At 44.0% G+C, this 20,244-nt stretch carries 22 protein-coding genes; 21 read left to right on the top strand and 1 reads right to left on the bottom strand.

Annotated elements, in window-relative coordinates:
* The first annotated feature begins 370 nt into the window (after nucleotides 1-370).
* The 11 genes from rpmH to MWM02_RS19250 all read left to right on the top strand — a co-directional run bounded on the left by rpmH (nucleotide 371) and on the right by MWM02_RS19250 (nucleotide 10,236).
* Nucleotides 371-505: a 50S ribosomal protein L34 gene (rpmH, locus tag MWM02_RS19300; protein WP_003253900.1), complete on the top strand. Its 135-nt coding sequence runs from the start codon at nucleotides 371-373 to the stop codon at nucleotides 503-505.
* Between the two features lie 76 nt (nucleotides 506-581).
* On the top strand, nucleotides 582-932 hold the full coding sequence (gene rnpA, locus MWM02_RS19295) for a ribonuclease P protein component (RefSeq protein WP_064552937.1): 351 nt from the start codon (nucleotides 582-584) through the stop codon (nucleotides 930-932).
* Between the two features lie 79 nt (nucleotides 933-1,011).
* Nucleotides 1,012-1,779, top strand: a complete 768-nt coding sequence (spoIIIJ, locus tag MWM02_RS19290) for a YidC family membrane integrase SpoIIIJ (protein ID WP_244402709.1) — start codon at nucleotides 1,012-1,014, stop codon at nucleotides 1,777-1,779.
* Nucleotides 1,776-2,399, top strand: coding sequence for an RNA-binding cell elongation regulator Jag/EloR (gene jag, locus MWM02_RS19285; RefSeq protein ID WP_064552910.1), 624 nt, complete (start codon nucleotides 1,776-1,778; stop codon nucleotides 2,397-2,399). Before spoIIIJ ends, jag begins: the two co-directional genes overlap by 4 nt.
* A gap of 259 nt (nucleotides 2,400-2,658) precedes the next feature.
* Nucleotides 2,659-4,044, top strand: a complete 1,386-nt coding sequence (gene mnmE, locus MWM02_RS19280; protein WP_064552909.1) for a tRNA uridine-5-carboxymethylaminomethyl(34) synthesis GTPase MnmE — start codon at nucleotides 2,659-2,661, stop codon at nucleotides 4,042-4,044.
* Nucleotides 4,045-4,061: 17 nt separating this feature from the next.
* A complete protein-coding gene (mnmG, locus tag MWM02_RS19275) occupies nucleotides 4,062-5,951 on the top strand; it encodes a tRNA uridine-5-carboxymethylaminomethyl(34) synthesis enzyme MnmG (protein ID WP_064552908.1) in 1,890 nt (629 codons plus the stop codon).
* Between the two features lie 22 nt (nucleotides 5,952-5,973).
* Nucleotides 5,974-6,690 (top strand): 16S rRNA (guanine(527)-N(7))-methyltransferase RsmG, encoded by a 717-nt coding sequence (rsmG, locus tag MWM02_RS19270; RefSeq protein ID WP_064552935.1) that lies wholly within the window; start codon nucleotides 5,974-5,976, stop codon nucleotides 6,688-6,690.
* A gap of 45 nt (nucleotides 6,691-6,735) precedes the next feature.
* Nucleotides 6,736-7,578 carry a nucleoid occlusion protein gene (gene noc, locus MWM02_RS19265; RefSeq protein ID WP_064552907.1) on the top strand — a complete coding sequence of 281 codons (843 nt, stop codon included), beginning with the start codon at nucleotides 6,736-6,738 and terminating at the stop codon, nucleotides 7,576-7,578.
* Nucleotides 7,579-7,844: 266 nt separating this feature from the next.
* Nucleotides 7,845-8,606 carry a ParA family protein gene (locus MWM02_RS19260; protein WP_064552906.1) on the top strand — a complete coding sequence of 254 codons (762 nt, stop codon included), beginning with the start codon at nucleotides 7,845-7,847 and terminating at the stop codon, nucleotides 8,604-8,606.
* On the top strand, nucleotides 8,599-9,456 hold the full coding sequence (locus MWM02_RS19255; protein WP_064552905.1) for a ParB/RepB/Spo0J family partition protein: 858 nt from the start codon (nucleotides 8,599-8,601) through the stop codon (nucleotides 9,454-9,456). Before MWM02_RS19260 ends, MWM02_RS19255 begins: the two co-directional genes overlap by 8 nt.
* A 51-nt stretch (nucleotides 9,457-9,507) precedes the next feature.
* A complete protein-coding gene (locus MWM02_RS19250) occupies nucleotides 9,508-10,236 on the top strand; it encodes a DUF554 domain-containing protein (RefSeq protein WP_064552904.1) in 729 nt (242 codons plus the stop codon).
* A 20-nt stretch (nucleotides 10,237-10,256) separates the two neighbouring features.
* Here MWM02_RS19250 and yyaC read toward each other — a convergent pair whose 3' ends face one another.
* On the bottom strand, nucleotides 10,257-10,880 hold the full coding sequence (yyaC, locus tag MWM02_RS19245; RefSeq protein ID WP_064552903.1) for a spore protease YyaC: 624 nt from the start codon (nucleotides 10,878-10,880) through the stop codon (nucleotides 10,257-10,259).
* Nucleotides 10,881-11,044: 164 nt separating this feature from the next.
* Between yyaC and MWM02_RS19240 the strand changes: the two genes are divergently transcribed.
* The 10 genes from MWM02_RS19240 (at nucleotide 11,045) to rplI (ending at nucleotide 20,238) form a co-directional block, all read left to right on the top strand.
* Entirely contained in the window at nucleotides 11,045-11,938 is an 894-nt protein-coding gene (locus tag MWM02_RS19240; protein ID WP_244402708.1) for a mechanosensitive ion channel family protein, read from the top strand.
* Between the two features lie 21 nt (nucleotides 11,939-11,959).
* Nucleotides 11,960-12,154 carry a DUF951 domain-containing protein gene (locus MWM02_RS19235; RefSeq protein ID WP_013401910.1) on the top strand — a complete coding sequence of 65 codons (195 nt, stop codon included), beginning with the start codon at nucleotides 11,960-11,962 and terminating at the stop codon, nucleotides 12,152-12,154.
* Between the two features lie 43 nt (nucleotides 12,155-12,197).
* Complete coding sequence (locus tag MWM02_RS19230; RefSeq protein WP_244402707.1) at nucleotides 12,198-14,210, top strand: molybdopterin-dependent oxidoreductase; 2,013 nt, start codon at nucleotides 12,198-12,200, stop codon at nucleotides 14,208-14,210.
* Nucleotides 14,211-14,400: 190 nt separating this feature from the next.
* On the top strand, nucleotides 14,401-15,501 hold the full coding sequence (ychF, locus tag MWM02_RS19225) for a redox-regulated ATPase YchF (RefSeq protein ID WP_064552900.1): 1,101 nt from the start codon (nucleotides 14,401-14,403) through the stop codon (nucleotides 15,499-15,501).
* Between the two features lie 106 nt (nucleotides 15,502-15,607).
* Nucleotides 15,608-15,895, top strand: coding sequence for a 30S ribosomal protein S6 (rpsF, locus tag MWM02_RS19220; RefSeq protein WP_064552899.1), 288 nt, complete (start codon nucleotides 15,608-15,610; stop codon nucleotides 15,893-15,895).
* A 28-nt stretch (nucleotides 15,896-15,923) separates the two neighbouring features.
* Nucleotides 15,924-16,418, top strand: coding sequence for a single-stranded DNA-binding protein (gene ssb / locus MWM02_RS19215; RefSeq protein ID WP_064552898.1), 495 nt, complete (start codon nucleotides 15,924-15,926; stop codon nucleotides 16,416-16,418).
* Between the two features lie 57 nt (nucleotides 16,419-16,475).
* Nucleotides 16,476-16,712: a 30S ribosomal protein S18 gene (rpsR, locus tag MWM02_RS19210; protein ID WP_013401907.1), complete on the top strand. Its 237-nt coding sequence runs from the start codon at nucleotides 16,476-16,478 to the stop codon at nucleotides 16,710-16,712.
* 96 nt (nucleotides 16,713-16,808) lie between these two features.
* Nucleotides 16,809-17,735, top strand: coding sequence for a YybS family protein (locus tag MWM02_RS19205; RefSeq protein WP_244402706.1), 927 nt, complete (start codon nucleotides 16,809-16,811; stop codon nucleotides 17,733-17,735).
* 83 nt (nucleotides 17,736-17,818) lie between these two features.
* Nucleotides 17,819-19,795, top strand: a complete 1,977-nt coding sequence (locus MWM02_RS19200) for a DHH family phosphoesterase (protein WP_244402705.1) — start codon at nucleotides 17,819-17,821, stop codon at nucleotides 19,793-19,795.
* Nucleotides 19,792-20,238, top strand: coding sequence for a 50S ribosomal protein L9 (rplI, locus tag MWM02_RS19195; protein ID WP_064552895.1), 447 nt, complete (start codon nucleotides 19,792-19,794; stop codon nucleotides 20,236-20,238). The genes MWM02_RS19200 and rplI overlap by 4 nt, the downstream gene beginning before the upstream one ends.
* The last annotated feature ends 6 nt before the right edge of the window (nucleotides 20,239-20,244 follow it).

Raw genomic sequence — 20,244 nt, 5'->3', positions numbered from 1 at the left:
TGTGGATAACTTTATAAACAAGCTGTGAAAAAACATATCCACAATATATCCACAATTTGTGGATAATTTTTTTTGTCCACACAATTATCCATAGTGAAAACACAATAATAATAGCAAATAAAATGGCGTGTTGCAATGGATTTTTAAAATTATCCACAAAAAGCAACCGGTGTGAAAAAATACTTATCCACATAGTGAAAAATGTGAAAAAAATGTCGATAAATGATGTGAATATGTAAAATGATGTCCGAAACTTATCCACATATTCGTAAACGCGGGGAAAATCTTGGGGCAGTTGACATTTTACTAGATTGTTCAATATAATTAGAAAGACTGCCTGTAACAGTTATTCCTCAGGGAGGTGTCATAGATGAAACGGACATATCAACCAAATAGACGGAAACGCAGCAAAGTTCATGGGTTCCGTGCGCGCATGAGCACGAGAAATGGTCGAAAAGTGCTTGCGCGTCGTCGCCGTAAAGGAAGAAAAGTATTATCCGCATAGGCCACTGAAGTTTCAGTGGTCTTTTTTCGCAGCGATGTCTGGATATAAAGGAAAAAAGATGGAGTGTTTCCGTGATATGAAGAAAAAGTATCGCATAAAGAAAAACGAAGAATTCCAAGAGGTGTTTCAGCGCGGTACGTCGATGGCGAATCGGCAATTTGTCATTTATATGCTTGACCGGCCTGGACAACCGTATTTTCGAATCGGTTTATCAGTGAGTAAAAAGCTTGGCAAGGCGGTTGTAAGAAATCGAATTAAACGTTACATTCGACAAGTTTTTTTAGAAATGAAAGATGATATTTTGCCTGGAAAAGATTATGTCATTATTGCTAGGCTTCCAGCTGCGGACATGACATATTTTGAGGTGAAGAGTAGTTTGCTTCATGTATTGCGCAAGGTGGGCGCGCTAAAAAGAGAGGTAAAATAAAAAAGAGCGCCCATTTTGTTTACAATGATGCTAAAATACATATTTAGGATATGCGAATTTGTCGATTAGGAGGAAAAAGATGGTGAAGAGGCGAATTTGGTTAACGATTTTGTTGACGGCGCTGCTTATAGTCATATCAGGATGTACGCAAATTAACGAACCAATTACGCCGGAGAGCAAAGGTTTTTGGAATGAGTATATCGTATATCCGCTCTCTTGGTTAATTAAATATGTTGCTAAAATTTTCGGCGGAAGCTATGGATTGTCGATTATTGTCGTCACGATCTTCATTCGTTTGCTCATCTTGCCATTAATGATCCAGCAAACAAAAAACGCGAAAGCGATGCAAGCGCTACAACCGGAGATACAAAAGCTTCGAGAAAAATATAGCTCTAAAGATATGCAAACGCAACAAAAGCTCCAACAAGAAATGATGTTGTTGTTTCAAAAGCACGGCGTAAACCCAATGGCAGGATGTTTTCCTATTCTTATCCAAATGCCGATTTTAATCGGATTTTATCACGCCATTATGCGGACGAGAGAAATAGCGGAACATAACTTTTTATGGTTTGACCTCGGCGAAAAAGACCCATATTATATTTTACCGGTTGTCGCAGGGATTACGACATTCATCCAACAAAAAATCATAATGGCTGACGCAGGGCAACAAAATCCGCAAATGGCGATGATGCTCTGGATGATGCCGATCATGATCGTGATTTTCGCAATTAATTTCCCAGCTGCTTTATCGCTTTATTGGGTAGTCGGAAATATTTTTTCCATTGCACAAACGTATTTCATTAAAGGACCAACTATCGATGCCCATTCAGGAGGAACGAAAAAGTGAAAGAAGTAACCGCGACCGCCGCTACTGTTGATGAAGCTGTGCAGTTAGCGTTGCAACAGCTCGGTGTTTCGAGAGACCGCGCAGAAATTATTGTGGTAGAAAAAGGGAAAAAAGGGTTGTTTGGAATTTTTGGGAGCAAACCAGCGGTTGTAAAAGCAAAACTCATAGCAGACCCAGTTGAAGAAGCGGAGTTATTTTTAAAAAATGTTATAAAACAGATGGGAGTCACAGCGGTAAAAATTGAGAAAAAGCAAAGCGGTAACCATGTCACATTCATGATCACTGGAGAACAAGTAGGTTTGCTGATCGGAAAACACGGACAAACATTAAATTCATTGCAATTATTAACTCAACTTGTTGCAAACCGCTATGCAAAAGAATATGTTTCCATCATCGTCGACGCGGAAAACTATCGGGAAAGAAGAGAAAAAACGCTTATTCAGTTGGCGCAAAAGTTAGCGGAAAAAGCGATACAAGCTGGAAAAGAAATAAAACTGGAGCCGCTTCCAGCGCATGAACGAAAAATTATTCATACCACGTTGGCAAACCATGAAAAAGTGACTACTTATTCGGTTGGAGAAGAACCGCGCCGTTATGTGGTCATATCTCCAACCAGGTGACAAATCATGTTGATGAAAAGGGGCTATCTCTTGAACAAGCGAGGCAGCCTCTTTTTCTGCTTTTTTTTAACAATTGTACTTAACGTTCGCGTTTTTAGCTTTAAGGGAATGAGCACTTCATATTGTTATTCACATGTGGATAAGTTAAAATTGAAATGATTAACAAAAAATTGTGGATAGATCGTTATTGGCAACGGGAGTTGTCTAACATATAGATGGATCGGTTTTTTGTCTGTCAGCAAAGAGAGGTGAGAAAGCGATGGAATTCGATACAATTGCCGCAATCTCCACACCGATGGGAGAAGGAGCAATTGCGATTGTCAGACTGAGCGGCGACGAAGCGATAGACATTGCTGATCGCATTTTCAAAAGCCCAAGCGGGAAACGCCTTAAGGACGTTCCATCTCATACGATTCATTACGGTCATATTGTCGATCCAAAAAGCGGCCAGACGGTCGAAGAGGTAATGGTATCGGTGATGCGTGCGCCAAAGACGTTTACGAGGGAGGACGTTGTCGAAATTAACTGCCATGGCGGGTTGGTTTCCGTCAATCGCGTGTTGCAGCTTGTATTAACCAACGGGGCGCGGCTTGCCGAGCCCGGAGAATTTACCAAACGCGCGTTTTTAAACGGAAGAATTGACTTATCTCAAGCGGAAGCGGTCATCGATTTGATTCGGGCGAAAACGGACCGGGCGATGAACGTGGCGCTGCAACAAATGGAAGGGCGCTTATCAAAACGAATTCGCGAATTGCGGCAGACGATTTTAGAAACGCTCGCGCATGTTGAAGTGAACATTGATTATCCCGAATATGACGATGTCGAAGAAATGACGCCGCATCTGTTAATGGAAAAGGCGCAATACGTGCGCGAGCAAATTGAAAAATTGCTGCAAACCGCGCAGCAGGGCAAAATTTTGCGCGAAGGCTTGGCGACGGTCATTATCGGCAGACCGAATGTTGGAAAATCATCGCTATTAAACGCGCTTGTGCACGAAAACAAGGCAATTGTCACGGACATTCCCGGAACGACGCGCGATGTGATTGAAGAGTACGTGAATGTCCGCGGCGTTCCGCTTCGATTGATCGATACAGCGGGGATTCGTGAAACAGAAGATATCGTGGAGCGCATTGGTGTCGAACGTTCGCGGCAAATGTTGAAGGAAGCTGATTTAATTTTGCTTGTGTTAAATTATCATGAGCCGTTGACAGAAGAGGACGAAGAGCTTTTTGAGATGGTCAAAGGGATGGATTTCATCGTTATCGTGAACAAAACGGATTTGCCGCAAAATATCGATATGGATCGGGTCAAGCAATTAGCGGGCGGGCGCCCGATTATTACGACATCTCTACTGCACGAAAAAGGAATTGAAGATTTAGAAACCGCTATTTCCGACATGTTTTTCAGCGGTGCTGTCGAAGCAGGCGATCTTACGTACGTTTCGAATTCGCGTCATATCGCCTTGCTTCAGCAAGCAAAAAAGGCGATCGAAGATGCGATTTCCGGTATTGAATCGGGAATGCCCGTCGATCTTGTCCAAATTGATTTAACAAGAGCATGGGAGCTTCTTGGTGAAATTATTGGCGATACGGTGCATGAGAGCTTAATTGACCAGCTGTTTTCGCAATTTTGTTTAGGAAAATAATGAGGGAGGAAGTAGCTATGGACTATCATGGAGGTTCGTATGACGTTATCGTCGTCGGAGCCGGCCATGCTGGATGTGAAGCGGCGTTAGCGGCGGCGCGCATTGGCGCGAAAACGTTAGTGATTACATTAAACCTTGATATGATCGCGTTTATGCCATGCAACCCGTCGATCGGCGGCCCGGCGAAAGGAATCGTCGTCCGCGAAATCGACGCGTTAGGCGGGGAAATGGCGAGAAATATTGATAAAACATATATCCAAATGCGGATGCTCAACACCGGGAAAGGTCCGGCGGTGCGGGCGTTGCGCGCGCAAGCGGACAAAGTGCTATATCAACGCGAAATGAAAAAGACGCTTGAAAATCAAGAAAATCTTACATTATTGCAGGGAAAAGTGGAACGTTTGATCGTGGAGGACGGCGTGTGCAAAGGGGTAATCACCCATACAGGAGCGCATTATTATGCAAAAACGGTTGTTATTACGACAGGGACATTTTTGCGCGGAGAAATTATTATTGGAGACATTAAGTATTCAAGCGGGCCGAACAACCAACAACCGTCGATTAAATTGTCGGAGCATTTAGAAGAGCTCGGGTTTAAGCTTGTCCGCTTTAAAACAGGAACACCGCCGCGCGTCAACAGCCGCACGATTGACTACAGCAAAACGGAAATTCAGCCAGGGGACGATGTGCCGCGGGCGTTTTCCTATGAAACGACAGAATATATTACTGACCAATTGCCATGTTGGCTCACGTATACGACGCCGGAGACGCATCGTATCATTGACGAAAATTTGCATTTATCGCCAATGTATTCCGGAATGATCAAAGGGACAGGCCCGCGCTATTGTCCGTCGATTGAAGATAAAATCGTCCGTTTCCACGATAAACCGCGCCACCAAATCTTTTTAGAACCGGAAGGACGCGAAACGGAAGAAGTATACGTGCAAGGATTGTCGACGAGCTTGCCGGAACATATTCAGCGGCAGCTGTTAGCGACGATTCCTGGCCTTGAAAAGGCGCAATTAATGCGGGCGGGCTATGCGATTGAGTATGACGCAATCGTTCCAACTCAATTATGGCCAACGTTGGAAACAAAGCTGGTGAAAAATTTATACACAGCTGGGCAAATTAATGGAACGTCTGGATATGAGGAAGCGGCAGGACAAGGAATTATGGCGGGGATCAACGCGGCGCACCGGGCGCTTGGAAAAGAAGAGATTATTTTAAGCCGTTCCGATGCGTATATTGGCGTGTTGATCGACGACCTCGTCACAAAAGGAACGAACGAACCATATCGATTGCTGACGTCCCGTGCCGAATATCGTCTGTTGCTTCGCCATGACAATGCTGATTTGCGTCTCACAGAGCTTGGCTACAAAATCGGGTTAATTTCTGAGGAACGTTATCAAAAATTTTTGGCGAAAAAAGAAGCGATCGAAAGAGAGAAAAAACGGCTAAAGTCTTATATCATTAAACCGACTCCGGAAGTGCAGAAAGTCATCCGCGAAGCCGGTGGCAGCGAGCTGAAAGACGGCATTCGCGCTGCTGACTTATTGCGGCGCCCGGAGATGACATATGAACATATTAAGCAGCTTGCTCCAGCCGAAGAAGAGATTTCACCGGAAGTGGCGGAACAAGTGGAAATTCAAATTAAATACGAAGGATATATTCAAAAATCATTGCAACAAGTCGAACGCCTCAAAAAAATGGAAAATAAAAAGATCCCAGAAGACATCGATTATGACGCCATTCACGGCTTAGCAACAGAGGCGCGACAAAAACTAAAACAAGTGCGGCCATTATCGATTGCGCAAGCTTCGCGCATTTCCGGAGTAAATCCTGCCGATATTTCGATATTATTGGTGTATTTGGAACAAGGAAGAATCGCACGCGTGTCGAATGAATAAAAATGAAGGAAAGGATTGGCGTATGGATACAGCACAGTTTCAGGCTATGCTTGAGGAGAAAGGCGTTTCGCTTTCTTCTCAAGCATTGGCACGATTTGAACGGTATTATGAATTGCTCATCGAATGGAATGAAAAGATGAATTTAACTGCGATCACGGACAAGCCCAGCGTGTATTTAAAGCATTTTTTTGATTCCCTTTCCCCAGCTTTTTACTATGATTTTTCCCGGTCTTTATCGCTTTGCGATGTAGGAGCGGGAGCGGGATTTCCAAGCGTTCCGTTAAAAATTTGCTTTCCGCATTTGAAATTGTCGGTTGTCGATTCATTGCAAAAGCGCATCAACTTTCTGCAGCATTTGGCTGCTGAATTAGGATTGGCCGATGTTGCGTTTTATCACGATCGCGCCGAAACGTTTGGGAGAAACAAAGAATTCCGTGAATCATTTGATGTCGTCATCGCAAGGGCGGTGGCGCGGATGCCCGTATTAAGCGAGTTATGTCTTCCGCTCGTCAAAGTAAACGGCACTTTTATCGCCATGAAAGCCGCTTCGGCACAAGAAGAATTGGAACAAGGCAAAAAAGCGATTCACGTGCTTGGCGGGGAAGTTTCCGCCGTCGAGCGATTTACGCTGCCGATGGAGCAAAGCGAACGAACGATTATTTTCATCCAAAAAGTGCGAAGCACGCCAAACAAATATCCTCGCAAACCGGGAATGCCGAATAAGCAACCGATTGAGTGAGCTTTTTACATTTTAGGGGAGAGTTTTTAAAGGTGGTGTAGGGGAATGAAACATCCTTTCTCTCGCTTCTTTAGCTTTGGCGAAAAGGAACAGGAAGAAATGGGAAAACGAGAAAAAGAAGAAATAAAAAAAATTCCGGTTTCTAAAATTATTCCGAACCGTTTCCAACCGCGAACGATTTTTGACGAGGAAAAAATTGAGGAGCTAGCGTTAACGATCCATACGCATGGCATTATCCAGCCGATTGTTGTTCGTGAATGCGAGGATGGAAAGTTTGAAATTATTGCGGGAGAACGAAGATGGCGCGCCGTTCAAAAGCTTGGTTGGTCGGAAATTCCAGCGATTGTCAAAAATTTAAACGACAAAGAAACCGCCTCGGTAGCATTAATTGAGAATTTGCAGCGGGAAGAGCTGACGCCGATTGAGGAAGCGATGGCATACGCAAAGCTGTTGGAACTGCATAATTTGACACAAGAGGCATTGGCGCAACGGCTCGGAAAGGGGCAATCGACGATCGCAAATAAATTGCGCCTATTAAAGCTGCCGCAAGAAGTGCAGGAAGCGCTTTTGCAGCGGACCATTACGGAGCGTCATGCACGTGCATTAATTGTCTTAAAAGATAAAGAAAAACAATTAAAATTGCTGCGAGAAATTATTGAAAAGCAATTAAATGTCAAACAAACGGAAGACCGTGTATTAAAAATGCTCGAATCGATGAATCGAAAACCGAAGCCAAAACGAAAAGCGCTTAGTAAAGATATGCGTATCGCCGTCAACACGATCCGGCAGTCGCTCACGATGGTGGCGAACAGCGGCGTAGCGGTTGATTCCGAAGAAGAAGAATTTGAAGACTATTATCAAATTACGATTCGCATTCCGAAAAAGTAAATGGCTCCAAAAATGTTTTACCTCATCAAGTTGCCTTTGATGGGGTTTTTTCTTTCTATAATTTTATGCCCGTAACCAGTGTTCAAGGCCCGGTTTTTTCAATTAAGTATTAGGAATAGCAAATGCGATTTAGTTTCCCAATGATCAGATTAGATGAGGGTGGATTTTACTTGATCCTTTTTTCTTTACGTGCATCGAAAACAAGCCGTTTTATTTATTTCATGTTAAAATAAACATATGAGTACCAATTAGAGGTAGGTGGCATCGTGGGCAAAGTAATTGCGATTGCAAATCAAAAAGGCGGAGTCGGAAAGACGACCACGGCGGTTAATTTAGCCGCTTGTTTAGCGCATATCGGAAAAAAAGTATTGCTTGTTGACGTCGACCCGCAAGGAAATGCGACAAGTGGAATCGGAATTGAAAAAGGCGACGTCGATGAGTGCATTTATAACGTTCTGGTCGGAGATTTAAAAGCGAAAGATGTGATAAGACCAACCAATATTGAAAATCTACATATTATCCCGGCAACCATCCAGTTAGCGGGGGCGGAAATTGAACTCGTATCGGTTATTTCCCGCGAAATCCGCTTAAAAAATGCGCTCGATCCGCTGCGGGAAACATACGACTTTATTATTATTGATTGTCCTCCTTCTTTAGGACTATTAACGCTAAACGCGTTAACGGCAGCCAGTTCCGTCCTTATTCCCGTGCAATGCGAATATTACGCGCTCGAAGGGCTTAGTCAGCTATTAAATACGATTCGGCTTGTACAAAAACATCTAAATAACGAATTGCGGCTTGAAGGCGTTTTGCTAACAATGCTGGATGCCCGCACGAATTTAGGGATTCAAGTGATTGAAGAAGTAAAAAAATATTTCCGCGAAAAAGTATATAACACAATTATCCCGCGAAATGTCCGGTTAAGCGAAGCGCCAAGCCACGGAAAACCGATTATTTTGTACGACGTAAAATCGCGGGGCGCGGAAGTATACTTAGAATTGGCGAAGGAGGTGTTAGAGCGTGGCTAAAGGTCTTGGAAAAGGGATCGATGCGCTGTTTTCCCATTTGGCGTTAAAGGAAGAAGAGACGATAAAAGAAGTGGATATTCGCCAGCTTCATCCAAATCCTTACCAGCCGCGGAAAACGTTTCATCCGGAAGCGATTGAAGAATTGAAACAGTCGATTTTGCAGCATGGGATTTTGCAGCCGCTCATCGTGCGGAAAAGTATAAAAGGGTTTGAGATTGTCGTCGGGGAACGGCGTTATCGTGCCGCAAAAGAAGCAAATTTAGAAACCGTTCCGGTCGTCGTTCGGGAATTAACGGATCAACAGATGATGGAATTTGCTCTGTTGGAAAATTTGCAGCGTGAAGATTTAAATCCGATCGAAGAAGCAATGGCGTATAAAACGCTAATGGATCAATTGCAGCTTACGCAAGAGGAAATTGCCAGCCGCGTCGGGAAAAGTCGCCCCCATATTGCCAACCATCTTCGCTTATTATCGTTGCCAAAGGATGTACAAAAACTGATTGTAGATGGAACGATTTCGATGGGGCATGGGCGGGCGCTGTTAGGACTGAAACACAAAAATAAGATGAAACTCGTTGTTGACCGCATTATTCGTGAGCAGTTGAACGTTCGCCAGCTGGAGAAGCTCATTCAAGAAATGAACAAAAATGTTTCACGTGAAACATCGAAGCGAAAACCAGTGGAAAAAAGCGTTTTTTTGAAGGAAAGCGAATCATTGCTACGGGAAAAACTCGGAACGAACGTGACGATTAAACAAACTCGAAAAAAGGGGAAAATCGAGATTGAATTTTTCTCTCCCGAAGATTTAGAAAGAATATTAGAATTATTAAATGTGCGATTCGATGAATAAGCGAGCCATCATATTGGTGGTTTATTTTTTTGCGGCTAGGAGGAAACACTTGTGGTGCTGTTAGGGACGATTGTGAATGGGATTTGTATTGTGATCGGGTCATTGTTAGGAAAATTATTTGATGATATTCCCGAGCGGGTGAAGGAAACGGTCATGGGCGGAATCGGGCTTGCCGTAGCGCTGCTTGGGATTCAAATGGGGATGAAAAGCGAACAATTTCTCATTGTCATTTTTAGTCTTGTTCTTGGCGGGGTGTTGGGAGAAATATGGGATTGGGATCGCAAGTTAAATCAGCTGGGAGAATGGATCGAGAAAAAAATGAGAGGAAACAAGCAGGGGGATATTGCAAGAGGGTTCGTCAGCGCCACATTATTATTTGTCGTTGGCGCTATGGCGATTGTTGGCGCGCTTGATAGCGGATTGCGCGGTGACCATCGCGTTTTGTACACGAAATCGATTTTGGACGGCTTCGCGAGCATTATTTTAACGGCGACCCTAGGTATTGGCGTTATTTTTTCAGCGGCTCCCGTCATAATGTATGAAGGGGGGATCGCGCTGCTTGCCACACAAATTGAAAGATGGGTGCCAAAAGAAATTGTCGATTCGTTTATTGCCGAATCGACCGCAACGGGGGGAATTTTAATTATCGCGATTGGTTTAAACATGATTGGTGTGACGAATATACGCGTAGCAAATTTGCTGCCTAGCATGATTGTAACCGCTTTGGCGGTTTCCATTCTTTATTTTTTTGAAAACAATCGCCTTCTTTTTGTTCATTGAAACAAAAAGGGGGTTGCTAATTAGAATGGCTGATGGCGTTTTTTGATAATGGATGTATTTTCCATATATTCTTTTCGGCTTAACTGCCGATCTGCTTCAACGATGCCATTTGCGATCACTTTTGCCATGTTCATTACAAGATGGAGGCGGGTATTTTGCAAAACGAAAAATTCCATAAACCCGCTAACATTTACTACTCCGGTAATATGAAGATCGCCGACAGGAGGAAGCTGTTTATTCACTCCGGCGCCCGGCCGCACCGGCCCTTTCGCGATCGTAATAGCGCCGACGCTTTTGAGCCTTCCTAAGCAGGCATCAATGGCAATCATCAGCGTGTCATGATGAATAGTGCGAATCGCGGTGATTTTTTCTTCCAGGTTTACGGCATGGATTGGCTCTTCTAACGTTCCATATACATGAAAATGAGAAAGACGTTTTTCTTTTAACATGGTGCCGACAAGCGGTCCAAGCGAATCTCCTGTCGAACGGTCTGTTCCGATGCAAACAATGGCAGCAGGCTGCGATAAAGGGGAAGGAAGCAGCGAAACAAGCCGCAGCGCTATTAATGAAGCAGCTCCTTGTTCATCGTGGAAAATATGTTCTTTTTCATTTTTTGGCGAGAAAAAAATAGATGATATGCTCATCATACTCCACTCCTAAATTTTCGCTCCAAGTATTAACAGTATACGGAAAATGCGAAAATTATATACATTCGGGCCTTTGTTTAGTTTATTACTACAAATTGATTGGCGATCTTGCTAAAATAAAAGAGGTGAAAATGCAAAACGATGCAGAGGTGTGAACAACATTGGATACAGTTAATTTGGACCGTTTATTTGGATTCGTCACGAACGAAGAGTTTTGGGGAAGTTTAGGGGCAGGAGCACTTAAAATCACCATTATTTTATTGCTGTGTTTTATTATTTTAAAAATTTTAAAAATTGCTGTCCACAATATTTTTAAAATGCGGCAAAAGGCGCCGATCCGTATTTCCGAGCGCCGGGAAGCGACATTGGTAAGACTGCTTGATAATGTGATCACGTACGTATTATGTTTTATTGCGCTGATTATGATTTTAGATACGCTTGGCGTGGAAGTAAAAGCGATTTTGGCAGGCGCTGGAATTGTTGGGCTTGCCGTCGGTTTTGGCGCGCAAAGTTTAGTAAAAGATGTCATTACCGGGTTTTTTATTATTTTTGAAGACCAGTTCGCTGTTGGAGATTACGTGCGAATCGGCAATTTCGAAGGATATGTCGAGGCGATTGGTTTAAGGGTAACAAAAATTAAAAGCTGGACAGGGGAAGTTCATATTTTGCCAAATGGAAGCATTACGCAAGTGACGAACTATTCCTTAAATAATAGTGTTGCCGTAGTGGATGTCAGCATCGCCTATGAAGAAGACATCGAGAAGGCAGAGGAAGCGATTCGCGAACTTTTGCCGCAGCTGCCGGAAAAATATGAAGATATGGTTGCTCCACCTGAGTTGTTAGGCGTGCAAAATTTGGCTAGTTCGGAAGTAGTGATACGTATTGTTTGTGAAACAAAACCAATGCGCCATATTTCGGTTGCAAGAGCAATTCGAAAAGAAGTAAAAATGCATTTGGACAAAAAAGGAATCGAAATTCCATTTCCGCGTCTTGTTTTGTATAATCGTCAAGGTCAGGAAAACGAAGCGACTTCGCAAGCGAACGAAAACGCCTAAGCAAAAGGTGGGGGTGAGCGGATGGATAAAGAATTTGGATTGTATGATATCGTCGAGATGAAAAAGCCGCATCCGTGCGGCACGAACCGATGGAAAGTGATCCGTTTGGGTGCCGATATCCGCATTAAATGCGAAGGATGCGCCCATAGCGTGCTGCTGCCGCGAAAAGAATTTGTGAGAAAGATGAAAAAAGTGTTAGTCAAGCATGAGGAATAACAACCTCATGCTCTTTCTGTAGCAAAAAGAGGAGAGAAGAGTTATGGAAGAAATACACGTCACATCGTGCCCGTTAAATTGTTGGGATGTGTGCGGGTTAAAAGTGACCGTCCGAGACGGAAAAGTGGCAAAAGTGGACGGAGATGAAACACATCCGATTACGCAAGGGAAGATTTGCGCCCGCGGCCGCATGCTCAAGGAGCGGACAAATTCAAGCGAACGCCTTTTGTATCCGTTGAAAAAAGTTAATGGTCAGTTTGTCCGTATTTCATGGGAGCAGGCGCTCGATGAAGTGGCGGACAAACTGAAGGAAATAAAAGACCGCTATGGGACAACCGCTGTCCTACATAGCCATGATTACGCGAATAACGGACTGTTAAAAAATTTAGACAAGCGGTTTTTTAATTGTTACGGCGGCGTGACGGAGCTGACTGGCAGCTTGTGCTGGGGAGCCGGGATCGAGGCGCAAACATGGGATTTCGGCAATTCCTATAGCCATGCTCCAGAAGATATCCAAAATAGCCGCCATGTGGTCATTTGGGGGAGAAACGTAGCGCGGACGAATATGCATTTATTTCAGCATCTTCTCGCCGCAAAAAAACGGGGAACAAAAATCATCGTCATTGATCCGTTGTTCCAGCAAACGGCGCAAATCGCCGATATGTATGTATCGGTCAAGCCGGGGATGGATGCATTTTTGGCGATGGGAATAATGAAGGAAATGTTGCGCCTAGGTTTAGAGGATCGTTCGTTTATTGCGCGGCATACGGTTGGGTTTGCCGATGTCGAAGCGATGCTGGAAAACATAACAATGGAAAAAATTGAGCGGCTTACCGAAGTAGAACGCAGCGTGATAACAGAGTTAGCCATGATTTACGGAAATCGTCCGACTGCGACATATTTGGGGCTTGGCATGCAGCGATATGCCAATGGCGGCAATACAATCCGCTGGATTGACGCGCTTGTAGCGATAAGCGGCAATGTTGGCATTCCGGGAGGCGGGGCGAATTTCGGCAATCTACAAGTCGGGCAATGCTTTGATATTGCCGCGCTCGCGCTTGCAGAGCGAAAAACTGCGTCCCGCACGTTCACGATGATGAAGCAGGCGGAAGGCATTTTGCAGGCGACAAACCCGGATATTAAGATGATTATCGTGACATGCGGCAATCCACTTACACAAGTGCCGAACACGAACTTGGTGAAAAAGGCGTTCCAGTCCGTGGATACGGTCGTTGTATTCGAACAATTCATGACCGATACCGCCGCGCTTGCGGATTACGTATTGCCAGTAACAACTGTGTTTGAAGAGGAAGATGTTTATTACTCTTCCATGTATCACGCTTATGTCAATTATGGGCCAAAGCTCATTGAACCGCCGGGTGAAGCCAAATCTGATCTTTGGATTTGGACGGAGCTGGCGAAGCGGCTTGGCTTTGCCGCTGATTTTGCTTATACAAGGGAAGAATTTTTAAAAATGGGGCTAAAGCCGTTGGAACGATACGGAATTACGCTCGAGCGGCTGAAAGAAGAAAAACATCTGCTTCTCCCAGTTCAGCCCGTCCCATGGAGCGATTACCGTTTCCAAACGCCAAGCGGCAAATATGAGTTTACTTCCGCGTTGGCGCAGCAAAAGGGAATGAACGGCAAACTGCAAATCTTGTATCCGGCCGAGTCAGAAATCGCTAATCCGCTATTAGCGAAAAAATATCCGTACCGTTTGTTGACGATTCACCCGCTTCGCTCCAACCACTCGCAGCATTACCATCTCGTTGAATCGATTCAGTCGCTTAAAATTGAAGTATCGAAAGATGTTGCCGAAGAGAAAGGATTGGCGGAGGGAGATAAAGCGAGAGTGTTTAACGACCGCGGCGAATTAATTGGAACGGTAAAAATCCTTGCTAAAGCCCATCCAAAAACGATCAATATCGATGAAGGGCAATGGGCGAAATTTGGCGGGGCGGTCAATGTGTTAACATCGGACCGCGAATCGGACAACGGGCGCGGCAGCACTTTATACGACTGTTTAGTCAATATTGAAAAAGTGGAAAATGACTAGCGCACGAGGGCGCTTGTCATTTTCTTTTGTACTCACTATAATGAGGGAAGGCATGAACGGAAGCTCAATTTCCTAATTATTTGTGGTAAATTCCGCTTTCAGTCCATTACTAAAATCGCTTTTTGCCGTTTTCTTTTTTTACACGATCTCTGGGACTTAATCATGTGAACGGAAAAGAGGAGTGGAAACGATGGGATTAACAGCAGGAATCGTCGGTTTGCCAAACGTCGGAAAATCGACGCTGTTTAATGCGATTACAAAAGCGGGGGCAGAGTCCGCCAACTACCCTTTCTGTACGATCGAGCCGAATGTCGGCATTGTTGAAGTGCCGGATGAACGGCTGAAAGTGTTGACAGAAATGTTCAAGCCGAAGCGTACAGTACCGACCGTGTTCGAATTTACTGATATCGCTGGCATCGTCAAAGGGGCGAGCAAAGGCGAAGGGCTTGGCAATAAATTTTTATCGCATATTCGCCAAGTCGATGCGATTTGCCAAGTCGTCCGTTGTTTTACGGATGAAAATATAACCCATGTGGCGGGAAAAGTCGATCCGCTTGCCGACATTGAAACAATTAATTTAGAGCTTGTTTTCGCCGACTTAGAAACGGTCGATAAACGCATAGACCGCGTCGGCAAAATCGCGAAACAAAAAGATAAAGACGCTGTTTTTGAATACGATATTCTTATGCGCCTAAAAGAAACGTTTGAGGCAGGAAAACCGGCGCGCACGCTTTCCTTTACAGAAGAGGAAATGAAGGTGGTAAAGCAGCTTCATCTATTAACGATTAAACCGATGTTATATGTTGCGAACGTCGGGGAAGAAGATGTCGCCAATCCAGATGACAACCCGTTTGTCAAACAAGTCCGCGAATTCGCGCAAAGCGATAACGCCGAGGTAATCGTTGTTTGCGCCAAAATTGAAGAAGAAATCGCGCAATTGGATGATGAGGAAAAAGAGCTGTTTTTACGAGAACTTGGCATCGAACAATCGGGGCTGGACCAATTAATTCGCGCGTCATATAACTTGCTCGGATTGGCAACGTTTTTTACCGCTGGGGAACAAGAAGTGCGCGCATGGACGTTCCGGCGAGGGATGAAAGCTCCAGAGTGCGCGGGAATTATTCACTCGGATTTTGAACGGGGATTTATTCGCGCGGAAACGGTTTCTTACGAGGATTTAGTCGCGGCTGGATCGATGGCGGCGGCGCGCGAGGCAGGAAAAATCCGGTTAGAGGGGAAAGATTACGAAGTGCAGGACGGCGATATTATTTATTTCCGCTTTAATGTTTAATATTGCTTATCGTTTTTTGTCATGATATAATCAAAGAACGTGAGTAATTGTTTTACTCCTTGCCCTTAATCGAAAGGGCCGCTTAGACCAAAAGGAGGTGACGAACATGAGAAAATACGAAATCATGTACATTATCCGCCCAAATTTAGACGATGAAGCGAGACAAGCATTAGTGGATCGTTTCAATAATATTTTAAAAGAAAACGGCGCGGAAATTACAAACGTGACGGATTGGGGAAAACGCCGCTTGGCGTATGAGATTAAAAAATACCGCGATGGTTACTACATGATTATTAATGTAGTGTCTGAGCCAAAAGCGGTGCAAGAATTTGACCGTTTAGCGCGAATCAACGACGATATTATCCGTCATATTGTCGTAAGAGAAGAAGAATAATTTTTTTTGAAATTAAGAGGTGGTTCTGATGATTAATCGCGTAATTCTTGTGGGAAGGCTAACGAGAGATCCGGAATTACGCTATACTCCAAGTGGGGTGGCTGTTGCTACGTTTACGCTTGCTGTCAATCGCCCGTTTACAAACCAGCAAGGTGAACGGGAAGCAGATTTTATTAACTGCGTCGTTTGGCGACGCCAAGCGGAAAATGTCGCGAATTTCTTGAAAAAGGGAAGTTTAGCCGGAGTAGACGGTCGTTTGCAAACCCGCAGCTATGAAGGTCAAGATGGTAGACGTGTGTATGTGACGGAAGTGGTTGCTGATAGCGTCCAATTTCTTGAGCCGAAAAGCAGCACAGAACAGCGCGGCATGGCAGCAGGCGGCTATTATGGGGAGCCATTCCCATTTGGACAAAATCAGAACCATCGCAACACAAATGAAAATGATTTTAGTCGCATAGATGAAGATCCTTTTGCAAACGATGGACAACCGATCGATATTTCAGACGATGATTTGCCGTTTTAATGAAAAAGCGGAAATCCCCTTGATCGGATAGACAACGAGGAAAGGAGGATGCGTGATATGGCAGGACGTAAAGGCGGACGTGCAAAACGCCGGAAAGTATGCTATTTCACAGCGAACGGAATTACGCATATCGACTATAAAGATGTCGATTTGCTGAAAAAATTCATTTCCGAGCGCGGCAAAATTTTGCCTCGCCGTGTTACTGGCACAAGCGCGAAATACCAACGCAAATTAACGGTGGCGATTAAACGCGCTCGTCAAATGGCGCTATTGCCATACGTAGCAGACGAATAAAATAGAAAAAGCAGTAAGGGGGAATCCTTACTGCTTTTTCTATATGTGTTGCCTTTTCCTTAAGTGTGCGATCAGGTAAAGAAGGAGGCTGGTAAATTGAGAGGGGCGCGTACAATCACGGAGGCAGCGGTTCAGCTCGCGCTGTTTGCCGTTTTATTTTTAATTTCTCTGTACATACCATTATTAGGGATGATTGCTGCATTTTTTTTGTCGCTGCCGTTTATCATTTTTACGATGAGGCACGGTTACACATATGCGCTTTTTTTGCTTGTTGCCTCGCTTATTGTTTCTATGCTGATCGGTTCCATGTTTTCATTGCCTGTCGCGTTAATGTTCGGCACGGCGGGGATTACCATTGGAGCGTTGCTTAGAAAAAATAAAAGCCGTTATGTAATTTTATTAGCCGGCGCGTTCGTGTTTCTGATTAACATGATCATCGATTACGTCATTTCCATCAAATTTTTTGAAATGGACATCATTCAAGAATCATTTTCGGTGTTTCACGATTCTTTTCAAACAGCGATGCAAATCATGAAAGGAATGGGGCAAGAGACGCCGAAGCAATTGCAGGAACAACTTGAGCAAGGATTGGAACTTGTAAAGTACATAACCCCGACATTGTTTGTCCTTGCTGCTTTTTTGCTCGCATATGTAACGATGGCTGTATCTGTGCCAATTTTAAAACGATTAAAGCTGCCGATTGGCGCATGGCCGCCGTTTCGTGATTTTACGTTGCCAAAAAGCTTATTATGGTACTATTTGCTTGTGCTTGTTGTTTCATTGTTTCCGTTGGAAAAAGGAACGTTTGCCTACCTCGCCGTTTTCAACATATATTATTTATTACAGCTGCTTTTTATCGTTCAAGGATTTTCCTTTTTACATTATGTTGCCAATAAAAAAAACGTGTCGAAAGGCGTTGTGATCGGTGGCACAATACTATGCTTGTTCCTTCCTTTTCTACTTTATCTTATCGCGATATTAGGTATAATTGATTTAGGGTTTGAGTTGCGAAAACGCATATGATCATCGCAATAAGGTAGATTATTTTATTGGGTTATTTCTATTGATTATTTTATTGGATTATTTCTATGTAGGAGCTGACTTGGATGTCTTATTTTTATGAAAGGAAAGCGCACCGCTATCCCTTATACGCTTTTATTGTCTTGTCGGCTGTTTTTGCGGCATTTTTGCTTTATTTTCAATGGGTTTTAGGGATAGTTAGCTTTTTGCTCCTCGGTTTTGTGCTTTATTACGTTATAAAGTCACAGCGGTCGTTATACGCAGAACTTGAACAATACATTTCTAACTTGTCATACCGAATTAAAAAAGTCGGCGAAGAAGCATTGATGGGGATGCCCATTGGAATTATGCTCATTAACGATGAATATGAGGTGGAATGGGCGAATCAGTTTTTAGCTTCTTGCTTTGGGGAACAGACGCTCGTAGGCCGGTCGCTATACGATCTTGCCGATTCGTTAATCCCTTTAATAAAGCAGGAGCAAACAAACGAAGAAATCATCAGCATTCGCGAAAGGTATTTTAAAGTCATTGTAAGACGCGAGGAAAGGCTTCTTTACTTTTTCGATGTGACGGAGCAAGTAGAATTGCAGAAGCAATATGAGGCAGAACGGTTAGTATTGGCGGTTATTTTCCTTGATAATTATGACGAGATTACACAAGGAATGGATGACCAGGCAAAAAGCCAGATGAACAGTCATGTGACGTCCATTTTGAACCAATGGGCGCATGATTATGGAATATTTTTGAAGCGGACGTCGTCTGATCGGTTTATTGCTGTCTTAAATGAACACATTCTTAAGCAGCTGGAAAAAAGCAAATTTTCCATTTTGGACGAAGTTCGCGAACAGACGATGAAATATAATGTCCAGTTAACGTTAAGTATTGGGATCGGCGCTGGTGTGTCATCTCTTCCGGAATTGGGAACGCTGGCGCAATCTAGTTTAGATTTAGCGCTGGGCCGCGGCGGCGACCAAGTTGCCATTAAGCAAGGCAACGGAAAAGTGAAATTTTATGGTGGAAAGACGAACCCGATGGAAAAACGAACAAGGGTCCGCGCCCGCGTCATTTCTCATGCGCTCAGGGAATTGATCGCGGAAAGCGACAAAGTGCTGATTATGGGGCATAAATATCCGGATATGGACGCGCTTGGAGCGGCGATCGGAATTTTAAAAGTAGTACAATTAAATCAAAAAGAAGGGTTTATCGTCATTGATACGGAACGGACAGATTCTGGAGCACAACGTTTAATTGAGGAATTGAAAAAGCATTCGGAGCTATGGTCAAGATTTATTAAGCCGGAACAAGGGCTTGAGTTGGTTACGGATGATACGTTACTTATTATCGTTGATACGCATCGTCCTTCATTAGTGATAGAAGAAAAATTATTATACCGTACCGATCATATTGTTGTGATTGATCATCACCGTCGCGGCGAAGAGTTTGTGAAGGACCCTATTCTTGTCTATATGGAGCCATATGCTTCCTCCACTTCTGAACTTGTCACAGAGCTGTTAGAGTATCAGCCAAAACGCATGAAACTGGCCATGCTGGAAGCGACAGCGCTTCTTGCGGGCATTGTTGTTGATACAAAAAGTTTTACGTTTCGAACAGGTTCGCGGACGTTTGATGCGGCTTCTTATTTGCGCGCCCAAGGCGCTGACACCATTTTAGTGCAAAAGCTGCTCAAGGAAAGTATCGCTAATTATGTAAAGCGGGCGAAAATCATTGAAAATGCGTCCATCGACGCGAAGGGGATCGCTATTGCTAAAGGCGATCCAAACGAAACGTACGATCAAGTTTTAATTGCGCAAACGGCTGATACGCTATTGACGCTAAGCGGGGTCGTTGCTTCCTTTGTCATTTCAAAGCGTGCTGATCAAACGATAGGCATTAGCGCCCGCTCATTAGGAGATATCAATGTTCAAGTCATTATGGAAAGCTTAGGAGGAGGTGGCCACTTAACCAATGCCGCCGCACAGCTTTCCGACGTCACGATCGAAGAGGCGGAACAGCGCCTGCAAGCGGCAATTAATGATTATTTAGAAGGAGGAAAAGAATCATGAAAGTGATTTTTCTTAAAGATGTAAAAGGAAAAGGAAAAAAAGGGGAAATTAAAAACGTTGCCGACGGATATGCGAACAATTTCCTTTTTAAACAAGGGCTCGCGATTGAAGCAACGCCGGCAAACATAAAAGCATTGGAAGCGCAAAAACGGAGAGAACAGCGGCAAGCGGAAGAAGAACTTGCCAAAGCAAAAGAGTTAAAAGAAAAGCTAGAACAAATAACGGTGCAATTGACGGCGAAAGCCGGGGAAGGCGGTCGTTTATTCGGATCGATTACAAGCAAACAAATCGCGGAAGCTCTGCAAACGCAACATCAAATTAAAATCGACAAACGGAAAATCGAGCTAGAAGATGCGATTCGTTCATTAGGCTTTACGAATGTGCCTGTGAAACTTCATCCGGAAGTGACGGCAACGTTAAAAGTGCATGTGGCCGAAAAGTAAAAAATA

The sequence above is a fragment of the Parageobacillus sp. KH3-4 genome, assembly GCF_022846435.1.
GTDB lineage: Bacteria > Bacillota > Bacilli > Bacillales > Anoxybacillaceae > Parageobacillus > Parageobacillus thermoglucosidasius_A.
Note: the sequence above shows the minus strand (reverse complement) of the source record. Positions and strands in the feature narration are given on the sequence as shown.